The following is a 12,904-nucleotide window of genomic DNA, read 5'->3' as shown; positions in this document are numbered from 1 at the left end:
AAAACTTTTCCGCCCCCCTACCCGCTGGGAAGCCTAAAAATGCGCGTTTCTGGTGCAAATTCAGCGGTTCCAGTGATGCCCTGGATCCAGCGGCTTGCCGCCCTGGTCGCACCCGATCTCGCGGCCCGACTTCTCCAGGCGCTGCTTGTACGAGTTGTGGCAAGGACCACAGAGCGACTGCCAATTGGACCGATCCCAGAACAGCGTCATGTCGCCACGGTGCGGGATGATGTGGTCGACGATGCAGGCCGGCTCTACGATCCTTTGACGCTGGCAGCGAGCGCACAGCGGGTGCTTGCGTAGGAAGCCTTCGCGGGCTTGTTGCCAGCGGTAGTTGTAGGGGCTGGAAGGCTTGGCCTGGCCGCTCACTGCCCAGATTCACCCTTTGGCGTTACTACCTCGCAAACACCCAGCCGCTTGGCGGCCCAGCGTTCGTATAAGCCAATCGCGACATCTGCGCCGGCCATCGCCGTGAGACACCCGATGCTACCCGCCGCCAGGACAGACATGCCCGAAGCGTGGAGCAGCATCATCGTGGAAAGCCCGCAGACCACGCAGGCACCAGATCGGAGCAGCAAGCGGCGAACCAATGACCAACCGCTCACCCCTGCCTTGTCGGCCCGCCATGCCTCGCCCGAGATCCCGCCGACCAGGGACAGTACGATCACCATCCAGATCGGCATATCAATTAGCGCCTGCTGTTCGTTCGTCATCGCCCTACCCCATAAACGCAAAAACCCGGCGCGAGGGCCGGGTTTAGTGTGGTGGTGAGTGCCGCTGCTTGCGGTCGCACCTATCGAAGATGGGTACTTTTTACAGGTCGATTCCGGTGGCAGCAAGCAAGTTTTAATGCCATGGCGCAATACGGGTGCAATACAGGTATGACGCAGGTGCAACGCAGGGACAACGCATTCAATCGGCTATCGCTTCTGGTGCCCTGTCTTACCTGTCCTACTATTCTGGATCGAAGTAGGACAGCTACAGGCGCCTAAAAACGGGCCTCTGCCCTACTGTCCTACCTTATTTACTCTTTCCTTGCGTATAGAGAGAAATTTAAAAGCACGCATGCGCGCCACGGGCGCGAATACGTGCCCGCTACGCTCATGTGTGCGTGGGACGGGTAAAAGGTTGGACGGTAGGACAGCCCAGTAACGGCGCGGCCTGCAACTGTCCAACCGCACTAAATGGCAGTCGGACAAGGCCGGACAGTAGGACAGCAACACGCGCAGTGGGGCCAAAGCTCATGCCACTTTCCCCAACAACATGCCTGCGATGTACAGGTGCGCTTCGTGGAGGCGCTGGTAGTAGGTATCGCGACTGCAACCACAGTGGGTGTACTTCTGTGAAAGGAAGCTCTCGTGGTTGCAGTAGTGCTCCCACACCACCACCGATAGCTTCGCTGGCAGGTGTTTGTTGACGATCAGCTCAATGTCAGCCGACTCATCCAACAAGATCCGACTTCCACGCGTGCCGCGTATCAGCTCGCCCTTACACTCCATCAGCATGGCGATCATGTTGCCGCCACTCGGCCCGCCAGAGTCTTCCGGCACAGGCGAATGCAGATCCTGCGCCCAGAGCTTGAGCATCTCGTCGATTCGCTTAATCAAAACAAGGCTCCTCTTCCACCGTCTGTTGCAATGCAGACCCACGCCCCCAGGTCGACGGCTTCTGATAAGCCCACTGCCGCACACCGCTTTTTGCCAATGCTGGCATGCGCTTCTTCCGCCATCCCAGCCGGTGCATGATCGCTCCGACCCGCATCTGTTCGGGTTTACCCCAATGGCCGAAGTCCAGCTTTAGGGCCTGGGTCAGGATCTCGTTGCCGGTGGCGGTTTTCCCGATCTGCGACTCTTCCATCCAGGTCAGGATCGGCCCTTCCCACTCATCCACCACAAAACGTTCGTCCTGGGCTTCGCTGAACATCTTGGTTTCGTCCTTGGTTACCCACCAGATATCGCCAGCTTCGTAGCAAAACAGCGCCTCGGCCCATAGCTGGTCGCGGATCTCACGCAGCTTTTCCAGATCCACCTTATTGCAGTACACCGGCCAATAACGACGGTTGCCGGTGGCGTCCTTGAGGTATTCCTCTTGGTTGGTGGTGCCCACGAACACACACTGGCGTGGCACGTCGTTTGTTCTGCGGCCGTAGCTTTCACGGTAGGTATCAATGGAGGCCGAGAAGAACTGCTTGGCCTTGGTACTTTCTGCCTTGTTGAAGCTGTCCAGCTCCCCCAGTTCGACGATCCACTTGCCGCGAATCGACTGGAAGCTGTCCTTGTCTCCAAGGGCAAAGGGCGTGTCCATAAACCAGTCGCCACCGAGGATGCCCATGGCGGTGGACTTACCCTCGCCCTGCCCGCCTTCGAGGATCATTACCGAGTCGGCCTTGCAGCCAGGACGCATCACCCGTGCGACCGCCGAGATCGGCCAGCGCTTACCGACCTTGGCCGAGTATTCCGTGGCCTGGACACCCAACACATCAGTCAGCCAGGTTTCCAGGCGCGGGACGCGGTCCCATTCCAGCTTGCGCAGGTACTCGCGTACCGGGTGGAAGGAATGGTCATGGGCAACGACGCTCACCGCCTCGATCACATGGGATGCTTTGACCCGCAGGTTGTATTGCTGCGCGAGCCACTTCATCACCCGCATGTCATCGATATCCGCCCAATCGCCGGGACCGCCGCCGTAGGGCGCAGACCGCAGCTTGACGATTTTGGAGCTGAACACGCTATAACCGATGACGCCGGCCCAACGTTCGTCATTACCTAGGATCAGTTCGACGTTTTGCATATGCGCGATCAACGACCCGCTTTCAGTTCGAGCCAGTTGATCCTTCCAACCACCTGCGGCCGGGGGCTTGACCACCGCCAACACCTGGCGGCGGACAGCCTCCAATCCCTCTGCAACATGCAGGTCGTTGAAGTCGGTCCACTTAATCTCGCGCTCGCCAGAAAATATCGGTGCAACCACTTGGCCACCGACGATCAGTGCAGCGTTGCTGGCCTTCTCTTCGCCGGGGTTCCAGGGATCGCCGTTGGGGCGTTTGGTTTTCCAGTCGTCGTCACGGCAGATAATCACTGGGCAGCCAGGGAAGCGCTCGCGCATGGCCTTGGAGACCGCGAGCAAATTGCCCGCGTCGAAAGCAATAGCCACCGGCATAGAAGTCGCCATGTGCAGGCTGGCGCCCGTCGCATAGCCTTCACAGATCAACACCGGCTCGCCGGGGTCAGGGTGGGGGCCAATCAGGTGGAAGGCACCTTCCTTCGACATCCCATAGGGCCAGTAGGCCTTGTCGCGCCCGGTGTCTTCCTGCTTGCAGGGGTAGATCACCTGCAGGCCGACAATCTGGTCACGGACGCTGCACATAGGGACCAGCACCGCACCTGTACGCGGCGCATAACGAACCTTGAAGCCGACGATCTGCTTGCGATCCAGATAGTCGCTCTTGCCCTTCTCTGGCATGCGCATGAATAAACCGGCAGCACGACTCGCCGCCCGACGTGAGGCGTTGGCCGCAATTTCAGCAGCCTTGCGCTTGGCGTCCTCCTGTCGAGCGCGCATAACTTCGCGTTCTTCAGGACTCATGCGCCCCGCCTTCACCTTGATTTTTTGGGTCTCGCCGGAACGCCAATCACCGAAGCTGCCGAAGATCAGCGTCTCGTTTTTCTCGGTGTGGTGTTCATGGACCACGTACCAACCGTTCTTTTCCTTGCCCTTGTCCTGGGAAGTTTTGCAGCGGGTCAGTTTGCCAAACTGCAGTGGCTGGTCAGGCTCAAGACCATAATCCGAAAATTGACGGAGTACCTCATCGAGCATGGCGAGCCCTCCTTGCTTCGTCGATGCTTTGGCAATCAACGCACTGAGTGCAGCCTGGGATAGCAGCACGGCGCGCCAATGGGATGGGCTCCTCGCATTCCTCGCAGAACATGAACGAATGCACGGCCGTGGCGGGTTTACTTGCCCTGCGCGCAGCAAGGGCTCGATCCAGACGCTCTTGCACCAGGTCATTGGCAAAATCAGCGATGTCAGCCATGTTCAGCCCCCCGCGTGATTTGGTTCACGTATGCAGCGCGGTTGACCATCCCCAGTAGCCCCTGAATACCGCGAAACACCTGCAGGCGAATTTCGGCCAGCTCGGAATCACTGACCACCCCATCACCAATGCTCTTGGCCCAGGTATCGGCCAGATCCGCCACCTGCCGGAAATAACCGGCGATACCGGTGGTCAAGGTCTCCGGCATATCGCTGGTGTACGCCTCGGCCAGCTCCTGCCAGGTCGTGTCGCCGACAAGGGCATGCACCGCATCAAGAATGCGCCGATCCTTTGTCAGCTCCAGGATCTCGCCGAACTCCTGGACGTTGACCGTGTGGCTCGGATGGGTGGGAGATAACTTGTGTTGCAAAGTGGTGGGGTTGCGGCCGGTGGTGGCGGCGATTGCAGCGGCGCCACCGGGATAGTCCCGTGCGGCGTGGTACAGCGCCAATTCGAGCGTCAGGACTTCCCTGTGTGCTCGATCAACGCAACTCAGAGCAATTCGGCTCATGGCATTAATCCTAATAAGTTGCCAGTGCCGCGCGGCGTGCAGTGGTGATACATTTGCCGCGTGGCTTGAAAGGGCCCAAACGCCGGCCAGATCTAGGGATCGAAACCGGCACCGTGCCGAGGCGAGCAATCCGTTGCTCACCTCTGGCGCAACAGCTGCCTAATCTGTGGTGGAAAAGGCGGCAACCCAAGGCATCCGTGCCTTGAAAGCGCGGTAAAGGGAGGTGGTTTAGCATGTGGTGTGCCCGCCTACCTTTATCGCGACCCGACAGCACTGTGGTGGTGTGTGCCGGGAGGAACTGGGCGGCCCTTGGGTCGCCTTTTTTCTATCTAAACTGCATTACACACATCGGGACGTTCGATGACGCCGAAATGCTCCAAAACCTCCGCAAGTGAAACGATACCTCCACTTTCTCGGGCCAACGCCTTTATCAGTGAAACGCTTGGATCCTTACTCGCATACTTTACGTGTAGACGCAGGTAGCTAACCGCAATGCCGCAACGAGCGGCGTAAGCAGCAGTTGCTTCCAGATCCAAATGATTGATGTAGCAACGTAATTTCATATGGTTAACCTCCGAAGACATGAAATTAACCTATTAGGTTATTTTTTACAATACCTTCAAGGGTATTCACCTTGAAGGTTAACAACGTCAAGATCACTTCATGAAAATTTCCGATACCCGCCTCCAAAATTTCCGTCGCGTTATGGCAGAGCAGAAGCTCCGGCTGACCGACATCGCTGACCTGCTAGGAAAAGCTCCCGCTCAGGTAAGTGCGTTTGGAGGGAAAAACCCCACAAAGGGGATCGGTGACCAAATTGCTCGGGAAATAGAGAGCGCACTAGGGCTTCATAGCGGCTACTTGGACATGCCGTACGCAGTCGGAGAGTTCAATAACGCGACAGTGCTGAGCCATACGGGTCGCAAGCTACCGGTCATAGGATCGATAGCCGCCGGGGCATGGTGCGAAGCTAGTAGCTCTTTCGATGCTAGAGACGCTGAGGAGTGGATTGATGCACCAGGTCCCGTAGGCCCTAAAGCGTTCATCCTTAGAGTTGAGGGTATGAGCATGGAGCCAAAATTTAAGGAAGGTGACAAAATTGTAATCGACCCTTCACTAGACGCGTTACCTGGGCATTTTGTGGCTGCAAAACGCTCGAGTGATCAAGCAGCGACGCTGAAACAGCTTCGCCAAGAAGGAAACGAACAATACTTATATGCCCTCAATCCAGACTGGCCTGAGCGAATCATACGAATGTCAGAAGAGTGGACCATATGCGGCCGTGCCCGCTGGATCATCTCAGATCTTTAGCCCTCTTTCGCGGCACCCGTAGCAGGCATACCATCGGATCCGGATGTATCACCTTCTGAAGGCATCTTAAAACTAGCGGCTTGAGGATCAAGCTCCGGCAAACTAACTCCACCACCTAAGTTTTTTGCTAAGTGCGACTTTAACATTTCTATCTTCAGCCTCGTGCGCATATGAAATTTTTCTTTATCGCTAACACCTAAATCTTCCGCCGTAGAAAAAACCGTATTCTTGGCCAAAACTAGCAGTTTCGCCAAAGTCAATCGTTCCTCCTGTATAGCAAAAATCTTATTCATAAAGCTTGACCCAATCAGCCATGAATAATAAATTGCCCCCCCTACTGCGGCAGCAAAGGGTACTCTCAACAAAATAGAAGCCATTATATCCTGACTAGTTTCATAATGACCTACGATCAAATTATTGGCCCCATTGAAAAGGACCGCAACGCTCATACCTATAACAAAAACGGGAAGTACCATCAGACGAATATATATATCCGCCTGCCCCTTTCCTTCTTTTACAAAGTCGGAAAACTCGTCAGATATCAAACTACGATCGTTAACTAGCGCTGACAACTGCTGATTTAGATCTGCTATCTCTTTGTTTAAATTCAATGACTCCCTTTCGAGTTGCTGAACATTATTTGATTTAGCGCTATGCTCTGAGTTCAAGCTTCCAAGAATAACCTGTGCCGACTTAACCTTCATGTCTGCATCTGTGACTTCTTGTTTTTTTAACGCTAAAGCAGCCGTTGACTCAATCAACTCGCCATCAACCTCACTGAGTTTTGCTTGAAGCTCCGCGAGTGATGCGACAGCATTAGCACTGCGCAATTCTTGGACAGCCACGGTCTTTTTTGCTTCAGCTAAAAACGTAGTAAGCTCATTATTAATCGCAACAAACTCAGTGAGCGTCGTACGGACCTTTTGCTGCTGTTTAAAGTCGAAACCTGAAATTACAATACTTGATAACTTAGGCTTTCCGAAAGAAACTTTCGAGCGCAGAGTAAATTTTACGCAGAACTCGTTTATTTGGGCCTGATGGACGGTGCTATATTCAATCACAGGGATAGTTCTAGAAACCCCTTCCGATGTAAAAACAATCAATTCTAGATTTTTAGAGTTCGCGCCTGTGAAATTTATGCGCCTAAGAAAGACCGGATTATCACAGGTAAATGTTCTTTCACGCTTATCTATATCGATAGCTGCCCTGGCAGGATCTGCTGGTTTGAGCAATGGTGAGTAATATGCGGTAGTGCTGAACAATTCATTTATATCACTGACATTGAATGTCAATGCTGAAATTTTTGTTGTTAGCTCTTCCAAACCTGCAGAGAATACAGTCATACCTGAATAATCCTTTTCATACGATGGCATCATGCTATCTGTATTCTCACCACAGATCCATCGTGTAGGGCAGCCTCACAAAACAACCCTTAAGGTTGTTTTTTGTTGACGAATTAACCTTTAGGGTTATTATCATCCTCACTCTTTCACCACAGAGCGAGGCAACACCATGCACACCACGGCCACCCTACACGTCCACCCGGCAGCGGCTAACCCCTGCCGCATCTTTGAAATTCGCCGATTAGCACAAGACAGCGGCTGCACATTCATTGCATCCAAACCCAAGCTGCAACAGCGCTCCGCCCCTGCCCCATTTAACCCAAACGGCGGAGGGCATGCCGCATGAGCAAATTCAAACTCGACAACCGCGCCCTGACCCTGCTCAAGGCCCAGGTCAATCTGACCGAAACCTTCAACCACCTCTTGCGCGCCGAAACTCAGCGAGAGTCCCTAGCCTTTCGCCTGAAAGTCGAGCGCCGCAAAGCCGACACGCACTTCACCGTTGAACTAGGAAGCGAACGCCACACGCTGACCCTAACCAACAGCAAGAAGATGCACCTCAAGCTTGCAGACTTCATTGAAGAGATTGTCAACGGACCAACCACCTCTACTGACCCATTGTCTCTGCCGCACGCAGACCGCCGCTATGGCGTGCTTGAGATTGAACATAAGCAGCAGGTGTTCGATCTGGTGCAAACCGGCGGCGTTATCAGTCTCGATATGGGCTTTGAGCAACCGATCAAACTGGCAATCCATCGCAACAAAACCCGCTCCGGCATCACCACAATCATGAGCATCGGCGTCAGAAAGCCGCGTACCAAGTGTTTCACGGTTTACGGAAGCGACGTGGAGATCTACTCCATGGTCGCTGAATCCATCTCCCACCTGGCCGCCGTAGCGACACCCGCCGCGCATGCAGCCTAGGAGGCCGAGATGGAACGTAGCCTGGAAAAAGCTGCCAAGTACTTCGGCCTCACCCGCCCCAAGCTCATCGCGCTCATGCGTCACAAGGGCTTGCTCAACGACCGCAACCTGCCGGCCTTCCCCGTTCGTGACCGAGAGTACCTGCGGGTCAAGGACAGCAACTGGTACCACGAGACGGCCGGCATGCAGTACAGCCAGTCGACCAGGGTCCGACAGGCCGGCATGCGCTGGCTGGCCGAGCAACTGGGGCTCGAACTACCAGTGATCCCGGTAGACAACCGTGACGTGGCCTAGGGAGTACGCCCGCCAGATCGTCGCCATGCGCACACGCGAGGAGCGAAACGCTGCGCTCCTCGAAGTGCCGGTGCATCTGCGGGAGCTGACCAAGCGCCACTGTTTGAATGCTTGGAACCACCCTTCACGACTCAAACGCAAGGAGGCCGATGCCCATGAGTAACGCCAGCCAAACACCGCTACGACTGCTGCCCGCACCGAATAGCTCCACCGTCGAGATGCTGCATCACCTTTTCGGCGACGTGCTTATCCCCTTGGAAAAGCTGCGCGTGCATTACTTCAAAAACCTCAATGAAAAGACCTTCACAGAGGCGATAAACAGCGGCCGGATCCAGTTGCCGGTGACGACCCTGGACCTCAGCGTCAAGGCGTTGAGGTACGTCCATATCAGGCACGTGGCCGCGCTGATCGACATTCGTGCCTACAAGGCAGACGAAGACATGCCACGACCACCGACTGATTCAACCGATTAAAACCAGCAACCAAACGGCTGCCACCACCAGCCAACGAAACCACCAGGAGCACACCACATGACTGCAATTGAAATCTGCGCACTGATTGTCAGCGTTATCGCACTCGCGATCCTTTACTGGACTGGCTACCGAGGCGGCCTGAACGATGGTCGTGTTGAAGGTATCGAGGAAGGGAAGAACATTCAGCAGGCCGACAACTCGGAAGAAATGCGCAACCTGAACCTGCTGCTCGATCAATCCAGAGGGCACCACAAATCGCTCTACGGGCATTACACCCGCGTCTTGGAAGCGACCAAGCTGGGGGCGACTGATCGTCTGCAGCTCATCGCCATCGCTGAAAAGCTCCAGCTCGCCGCTGAAACATTCCGCGCCGTGAACTCGAAAAACCACGCCACCCAAGCGCTTGCCCTGGGGAATAAAGCCCTGGCCATGGCTGCCCTTTTGGAGCCGATTGCACAGGAGAAAGCAGCATGAACTGGATCCTCACCGCCTCAGGTAAACGCTTTGATCTGTTTGAGCCTGACGCCGACATGATCGACCCGCGAGATATCTCGCATTCGCTGGCCCACCTGTGCCGCTTCAACGGCCACACCCGCGAGTTCTACAGCGTGGCCCAGCACAGTTGCATCGTCGCAGACCTGGTGCCGGAAGAACACAAACTCGCGGCACTACTTCAAGACGCGCCCGAGGCGTATCTGGGTGACATGACGCGGCCACTCAAGCAATGGATTAGCACCTTCCAACACTTCGAAGATTGTGTTTGGCGGCGCGTTTGCGAGCGCTTTGACATCGCTCCCGAACTCCCCACCTGCATCTACAAAGCCGACCTGATCGCGCTGGCGACGGAACGACGCGACCTCATGCCAACCGATCCGGCTATCTGGGGTTGTTTGATCGGCATAGAGCCCATGGTTGAAGTCATTCGCCCATGGCCTGCTGCAGAAGCTCGACTCACCTACCACCAGCGGCTGATGGACCAACTTGCTATCGAACACCGGAGGAAAGCGGCATGAAGAACAACCAGGACAATACCGGAGCCCTGTCCGCTTTGCTCCGCGCCGTCGATAGCGTCGACACGCTGGTAACAACCAGCTTCTGCTGCGCAGCAGCAGGCATTATTGATCCTTCCAGTGCCACCACCGACGCACTTATACCCCACGAAAAGCTGCGCGGGGCAGCGCTCGCTGATGCAACGCTGAACGCTCAGGAACGCCCGCTCGCGCAGCCTGTCGTGGGATATATGGGCGCTATCCATAAAGATGGGGAACTACTGATTGCGCTTCATCCGCGCGCGAGTGTCCCCGAGAATATCCTTAAGAATATCTCTATGAGCTTTCATGCCGTCAAGATGACGTCCCAGAGTATCTCTATCCTGAGTACGAAGTGTTCCTCCATGGGACGAAGCATCCTGAAGAATACCGCAGGAGTGGCTAACACTTTGAAGAGCCTTCAATGTGGGCTTCAAAGCTTGTTCGCTCACAGGCTGAGAAATAGCAATCATCAACGCCTGGTGGACACTTTCCAAGCGTTTCAATCCAGATGGAGTCTCTCCTGGCCGATAAAAGTCGCTACAAATCGTAGTCAACGCAGAAACAGCTTCTTGAACAATACCTGCTGCCAAAGACACAGCGCGTATCTCAACGCCCAGGTCAGCCTCGCGACTTTTTCGCTTTTCCAATTCATGAGTTCGAGTAGCAACCATAAACGCGCCGATAATCGCGCCTATGGAACCTATGGCTTGGACCCAAGCAGCAGCGTTATCAAAAGTCCAACGCTGAAACATCAGGAATATAGCCGCAAAAATAAACAACGCTCCTGGGGGCGACAGGGCGGCCTTCAGCAATGTATTAGTTTTGAACCGAATTTCCTCGGGAAACATTTGTGGCTCCTAGCCATCATTCAATTTGTGATTGTGAACAAATCTAGCAATATCGTCCACGGAGGTGTCGTATGACCTCCTTGAATCCTCGACCAGATGTATCAACAGCAAGAACCCAGTACGGCCTCAACTTCGCAGGCGAGATCCGCGTGGACCTCTTCGCTGGCGGTGGCGGCGCAACCATGGGCCAGGAGATGGGCACCGGTATGCCGGTCGATATCGCCATCAACCACAATCCCGACGCCATCAGCATGCACAAGCGTAACCACCCTGGCGCCGAGCACTACATCACCGACGTCTATGACGTGTGCCCTCGCCTGGCGACTCGCGGTCGCCCAGTTGCACACCTGCACGCCAGCCCTGAATGCACCCATCACAGCGTCGCTGCAGGCGGCCAGGCACGCAGTACCACAAGCCGCTCACAGTCATGGGTCATCCTGAAGTGGGCCGGCCAGGTCAGCCCACGCATGATCACCATGGAAAACGTCGTGCAGATCCTCCAGTGGGGCCCGCTGATCGCCAAGCGCTGCCGCGTGACTGGCCGAGTGGTCCGCCGGGACTTGACTGTCGCCGCTAAGGGCGAGCGAGTGCCGGTGCAAGAGCAATACCTGGTGCCCGACCCGAAACGGAAAGGCCAAACCTGGAGTCGTTTTGTCAGCCTGTTGCGATCCATGGGATACGACTTGATGTATGGAAAGCTCAAGGCTTGCGACTTCGGCGCGGCGACCACGCGCGAGCGTCTGTTCAAAATCGCCCGCCGTGACGGACAATCGTTGCGTTGGCCAGAACCTACTCACTTCAAGAACCCGGACAAGGGCCAGTTACCCTATCGCACCGCCGCCAGTTGCATCGATTGGTCGCTGCCTTGCCCGAGCATCTTCCTTACCAAAGAAGAAGGCCGTGCAGCAGGCGTTAAACGTCCACTAGTGAGCAAAACGATGGAGCGCTTGCGCAAAGGTGCCAAGCGCTATGTCATCGAACATAAAAACCCATTCATTGTCAGCGTCAACCACAGCGGCAACGACCTGGCGCGTTGTCACTCCGTGGAGGATCCCGCGAAAACCATCACCGGAGCCCACGGTTTCGCTCTCGTAACGCCACAGCTCGCGCCCTTCATCACCGAGCATGCCAATGGCAGCAGCCAGCGCAACATGCCGGGCGATGATCCGCTACGCACCATCTGCAGCCGCGTCAAAGGCGGACACTTCGCCCTGGCCGTAGCCTACGTGGCGCAGCACAACGACGGATACAACGAAACGACAGGACACCACGCAGCCAAACCACTGACTGCGATCACCACAACTGGCAGCCAACAACAGATCGTTACCGCGCACCTGTCGACCCTTCGTAAAAACTGCATCGGCCGGGGAATGGACGAATTGGTCCCCACCATCACGGCAGGTGCCGAACACCACGCCCTGGTCGAATACAGACTCGCTCCAGAGGTCGAGGCCAGCGCCGTGCGCGTTGCCGCCTTCCTGATGGGCTACTACGGCAGTGACAACACCTACGACCTGCGCGATCCAGCCGCCACCATCACCACACGAGACCGTTTGGCTCTTGTCACCGTCACGATCCAGGGTACGCCCTACGTAATCGTCGATATCGGCATGCGCATGCTGACGCCTCGCGAGCTATACCGCGCTCAGGGGTTCCCCGACAACTACGTCATTGATCGAGGGCACGACGGTCGCAAGTTCAGCAACAAGACTCAGGTGTTGATGGTTGGTAACTCGGTATCGCCCTGGCCGATGATGGCCTTGGTAAGTGCCAACAAGCGCGTGGAGAAAAACCAAGTAATGGGAGAGGCAGCATGAGCACTCATTACGTGATTATCGAGCAGGTGACTTTACAGCGATGCTACAGCCGTCCCGCCAACCCAGCACAGGATGAGCGATGATGGAATTCCAAAGCGAAACACTGGCTGACGAAGAGTTGGCCACCATCACCGGCTACCAAATCCCGTCCAAGCAAATTCAGTGGCTGTCCGACAACCGCTGGGAGTTTGTCCTGACCGGTGCTCGCCGCCCCGTCGTAGGCAGGGTATACGCCCGCCTGAAGCTTGCCGGGGTCAAACCCTCGGCAGTTAACGCCGTGACTGAAACCTGGTCGCTCGACCTCGCGAATGTGAGCTGA

Annotated in this window: 17 protein-coding genes; 9 read left to right on the top strand and 8 right to left on the bottom strand. The window is 55.8% G+C overall.

What is annotated here, in order from left to right; translation table 11 throughout:
- Window positions 1–60 precede the first annotated feature (60 nt).
- From PSFL_RS01500 to PSFL_RS01470, 7 genes are all read right to left on the bottom strand, one after another.
- Window positions 61–369, bottom strand: a complete 309-nt coding sequence (locus PSFL_RS01500; RefSeq protein WP_397469592.1) for an HNH endonuclease — start codon at window positions 367–369, stop codon at window positions 61–63.
- Window positions 366–713: a phage holin family protein gene (locus tag PSFL_RS01495; RefSeq protein ID WP_216091467.1), complete on the bottom strand. Its 348-nt coding sequence runs from the start codon at window positions 711–713 to the stop codon at window positions 366–368. The genes PSFL_RS01500 and PSFL_RS01495 overlap by 4 nt, the downstream gene beginning before the upstream one ends.
- A 528-nt stretch (window positions 714–1,241) precedes the next feature.
- Window positions 1,242–1,607, bottom strand: coding sequence for a hypothetical protein (locus PSFL_RS01490; RefSeq protein WP_397469591.1), 366 nt, complete (start codon window positions 1,605–1,607; stop codon window positions 1,242–1,244).
- Entirely contained in the window at window positions 1,600–3,816 is a 2,217-nt protein-coding gene (locus tag PSFL_RS01485) for a VapE domain-containing protein (RefSeq protein ID WP_397469590.1), read from the bottom strand. The genes PSFL_RS01490 and PSFL_RS01485 overlap by 8 nt, the downstream gene beginning before the upstream one ends.
- The gene (locus PSFL_RS01480; protein WP_169889923.1) at window positions 3,806–4,033 is read right to left on the bottom strand and encodes a TraR/DksA family transcriptional regulator; all 228 of its coding nucleotides are present in this window, start codon (window positions 4,031–4,033) and stop codon (window positions 3,806–3,808) included. The genes PSFL_RS01485 and PSFL_RS01480 overlap by 11 nt, the downstream gene beginning before the upstream one ends.
- Window positions 4,026–4,544: a phage regulatory CII family protein gene (locus PSFL_RS01475; RefSeq protein ID WP_397469589.1), complete on the bottom strand. Its 519-nt coding sequence runs from the start codon at window positions 4,542–4,544 to the stop codon at window positions 4,026–4,028. The genes PSFL_RS01480 and PSFL_RS01475 overlap by 8 nt, the downstream gene beginning before the upstream one ends.
- Before the next feature lie 329 nt (window positions 4,545–4,873).
- The gene (locus PSFL_RS01470; RefSeq protein WP_397469588.1) at window positions 4,874–5,107 is read right to left on the bottom strand and encodes a hypothetical protein; all 234 of its coding nucleotides are present in this window, start codon (window positions 5,105–5,107) and stop codon (window positions 4,874–4,876) included.
- Window positions 5,108–5,207: 100 nt separating this feature from the next.
- On the opposite strand from PSFL_RS01470, the gene PSFL_RS01465 reads away from it, so the two are divergent.
- Window positions 5,208–5,855 (top strand): LexA family protein, encoded by a 648-nt coding sequence (locus tag PSFL_RS01465; RefSeq protein ID WP_397469587.1) that lies wholly within the window; start codon window positions 5,208–5,210, stop codon window positions 5,853–5,855.
- Here PSFL_RS01465 and PSFL_RS01460 read toward each other — a convergent pair.
- Window positions 5,852–7,198, bottom strand: a complete 1,347-nt coding sequence (locus PSFL_RS01460; protein WP_397469586.1) for a hypothetical protein — start codon at window positions 7,196–7,198, stop codon at window positions 5,852–5,854. The genes PSFL_RS01465 and PSFL_RS01460 overlap by 4 nt on opposite strands.
- Before the next feature lie 342 nt (window positions 7,199–7,540).
- Between PSFL_RS01460 and PSFL_RS01455 the strand changes: the two genes are divergently transcribed.
- The 8 genes from PSFL_RS01455 (at window position 7,541) to PSFL_RS01420 (ending at window position 12,904) form a co-directional block, all read left to right on the top strand.
- Window positions 7,541–8,122 carry a hypothetical protein gene (locus PSFL_RS01455; RefSeq protein ID WP_397469585.1) on the top strand — a complete coding sequence of 194 codons (582 nt, stop codon included), beginning with the start codon at window positions 7,541–7,543 and terminating at the stop codon, window positions 8,120–8,122.
- Window positions 8,123–8,131: 9 nt separating this feature from the next.
- On the top strand, window positions 8,132–8,416 hold the full coding sequence (locus PSFL_RS01450) for a phage antirepressor KilAC domain-containing protein (RefSeq protein ID WP_397469584.1): 285 nt from the start codon (window positions 8,132–8,134) through the stop codon (window positions 8,414–8,416).
- Window positions 8,417–8,571: 155 nt separating this feature from the next.
- Window positions 8,572–8,889, top strand: coding sequence for a pyocin activator PrtN family protein (locus PSFL_RS01445; RefSeq protein WP_169889904.1), 318 nt, complete (start codon window positions 8,572–8,574; stop codon window positions 8,887–8,889).
- 57 nt (window positions 8,890–8,946) lie between these two features.
- Window positions 8,947–9,363 (top strand): hypothetical protein, encoded by a 417-nt coding sequence (locus tag PSFL_RS01440; protein WP_397469583.1) that lies wholly within the window; start codon window positions 8,947–8,949, stop codon window positions 9,361–9,363.
- Window positions 9,360–9,902: a phosphohydrolase gene (locus tag PSFL_RS01435; protein ID WP_397469582.1), complete on the top strand. Its 543-nt coding sequence runs from the start codon at window positions 9,360–9,362 to the stop codon at window positions 9,900–9,902. The genes PSFL_RS01440 and PSFL_RS01435 overlap by 4 nt, the downstream gene beginning before the upstream one ends.
- A complete protein-coding gene (locus PSFL_RS01430; protein ID WP_397469581.1) occupies window positions 9,899–10,843 on the top strand; it encodes a hypothetical protein in 945 nt (314 codons plus the stop codon). Before PSFL_RS01435 ends, PSFL_RS01430 begins: the two co-directional genes overlap by 4 nt.
- Window positions 10,840–12,585: a DNA cytosine methyltransferase gene (locus PSFL_RS01425; protein WP_397469580.1), complete on the top strand. Its 1,746-nt coding sequence runs from the start codon at window positions 10,840–10,842 to the stop codon at window positions 12,583–12,585. The genes PSFL_RS01430 and PSFL_RS01425 overlap by 4 nt, the downstream gene beginning before the upstream one ends.
- A gap of 82 nt (window positions 12,586–12,667) precedes the next feature.
- Window positions 12,668–12,904 carry a DUF4224 domain-containing protein gene (locus PSFL_RS01420; protein WP_397469579.1) on the top strand — a complete coding sequence of 79 codons (237 nt, stop codon included), beginning with the start codon at window positions 12,668–12,670 and terminating at the stop codon, window positions 12,902–12,904.

Origin of the sequence: Pseudomonas sp. DD1, from assembly GCF_044510355.1 — a bacterium.
GTDB lineage: Bacteria > Pseudomonadota > Gammaproteobacteria > Pseudomonadales > Pseudomonadaceae > Aquipseudomonas > Aquipseudomonas shahriarae.
This window is presented reverse-complemented; position numbering and strand designations above follow the sequence as displayed.

Excerpts from the sequence above, each read along its gene's own strand:
- PSFL_RS01440 (WP_397469583.1), top strand. The coding sequence starts at position 8,947 with ATGACTGCAATTGAAATCTGCGCACTGATTGTCAGCGTTATCGCACTC.
- PSFL_RS01495 (WP_216091467.1), bottom strand. The coding sequence starts at position 713 with ATGACGAACGAACAGCAGGCGCTAATTGATATGCCGATCTGGATGGTG.
- PSFL_RS01480 (WP_169889923.1), bottom strand. The coding sequence starts at position 4,033 with ATGGCTGACATCGCTGATTTTGCCAATGACCTGGTGCAAGAGCGTCTG.
- PSFL_RS01430 (WP_397469581.1), top strand. The coding sequence starts at position 9,899 with ATGAAGAACAACCAGGACAATACCGGAGCCCTGTCCGCTTTGCTCCGC.
- PSFL_RS01465 (WP_397469587.1), top strand. The coding sequence starts at position 5,208 with ATGAAAATTTCCGATACCCGCCTCCAAAATTTCCGTCGCGTTATGGCA.
- PSFL_RS01435 (WP_397469582.1), top strand. The coding sequence starts at position 9,360 with ATGAACTGGATCCTCACCGCCTCAGGTAAACGCTTTGATCTGTTTGAG.
- PSFL_RS01460 (WP_397469586.1), bottom strand. The coding sequence starts at position 7,198 with ATGACTGTATTCTCTGCAGGTTTGGAAGAGCTAACAACAAAAATTTCA.
- PSFL_RS01420 (WP_397469579.1), top strand. The coding sequence starts at position 12,668 with ATGGAATTCCAAAGCGAAACACTGGCTGACGAAGAGTTGGCCACCATC.
- PSFL_RS01485 (WP_397469590.1), bottom strand. The coding sequence starts at position 3,816 with ATGCTCGATGAGGTACTCCGTCAATTTTCGGATTATGGTCTTGAGCCT.
- PSFL_RS01470 (WP_397469588.1), bottom strand. The coding sequence starts at position 5,107 with ATGAAATTACGTTGCTACATCAATCATTTGGATCTGGAAGCAACTGCT.
- PSFL_RS01475 (WP_397469589.1), bottom strand. The coding sequence starts at position 4,544 with ATGAGCCGAATTGCTCTGAGTTGCGTTGATCGAGCACACAGGGAAGTC.
- PSFL_RS01425 (WP_397469580.1), top strand. The coding sequence starts at position 10,840 with ATGACCTCCTTGAATCCTCGACCAGATGTATCAACAGCAAGAACCCAG.
- PSFL_RS01445 (WP_169889904.1), top strand. The coding sequence starts at position 8,572 with ATGAGTAACGCCAGCCAAACACCGCTACGACTGCTGCCCGCACCGAAT.
- PSFL_RS01455 (WP_397469585.1), top strand. The coding sequence starts at position 7,541 with ATGAGCAAATTCAAACTCGACAACCGCGCCCTGACCCTGCTCAAGGCC.
- PSFL_RS01450 (WP_397469584.1), top strand. The coding sequence starts at position 8,132 with ATGGAACGTAGCCTGGAAAAAGCTGCCAAGTACTTCGGCCTCACCCGC.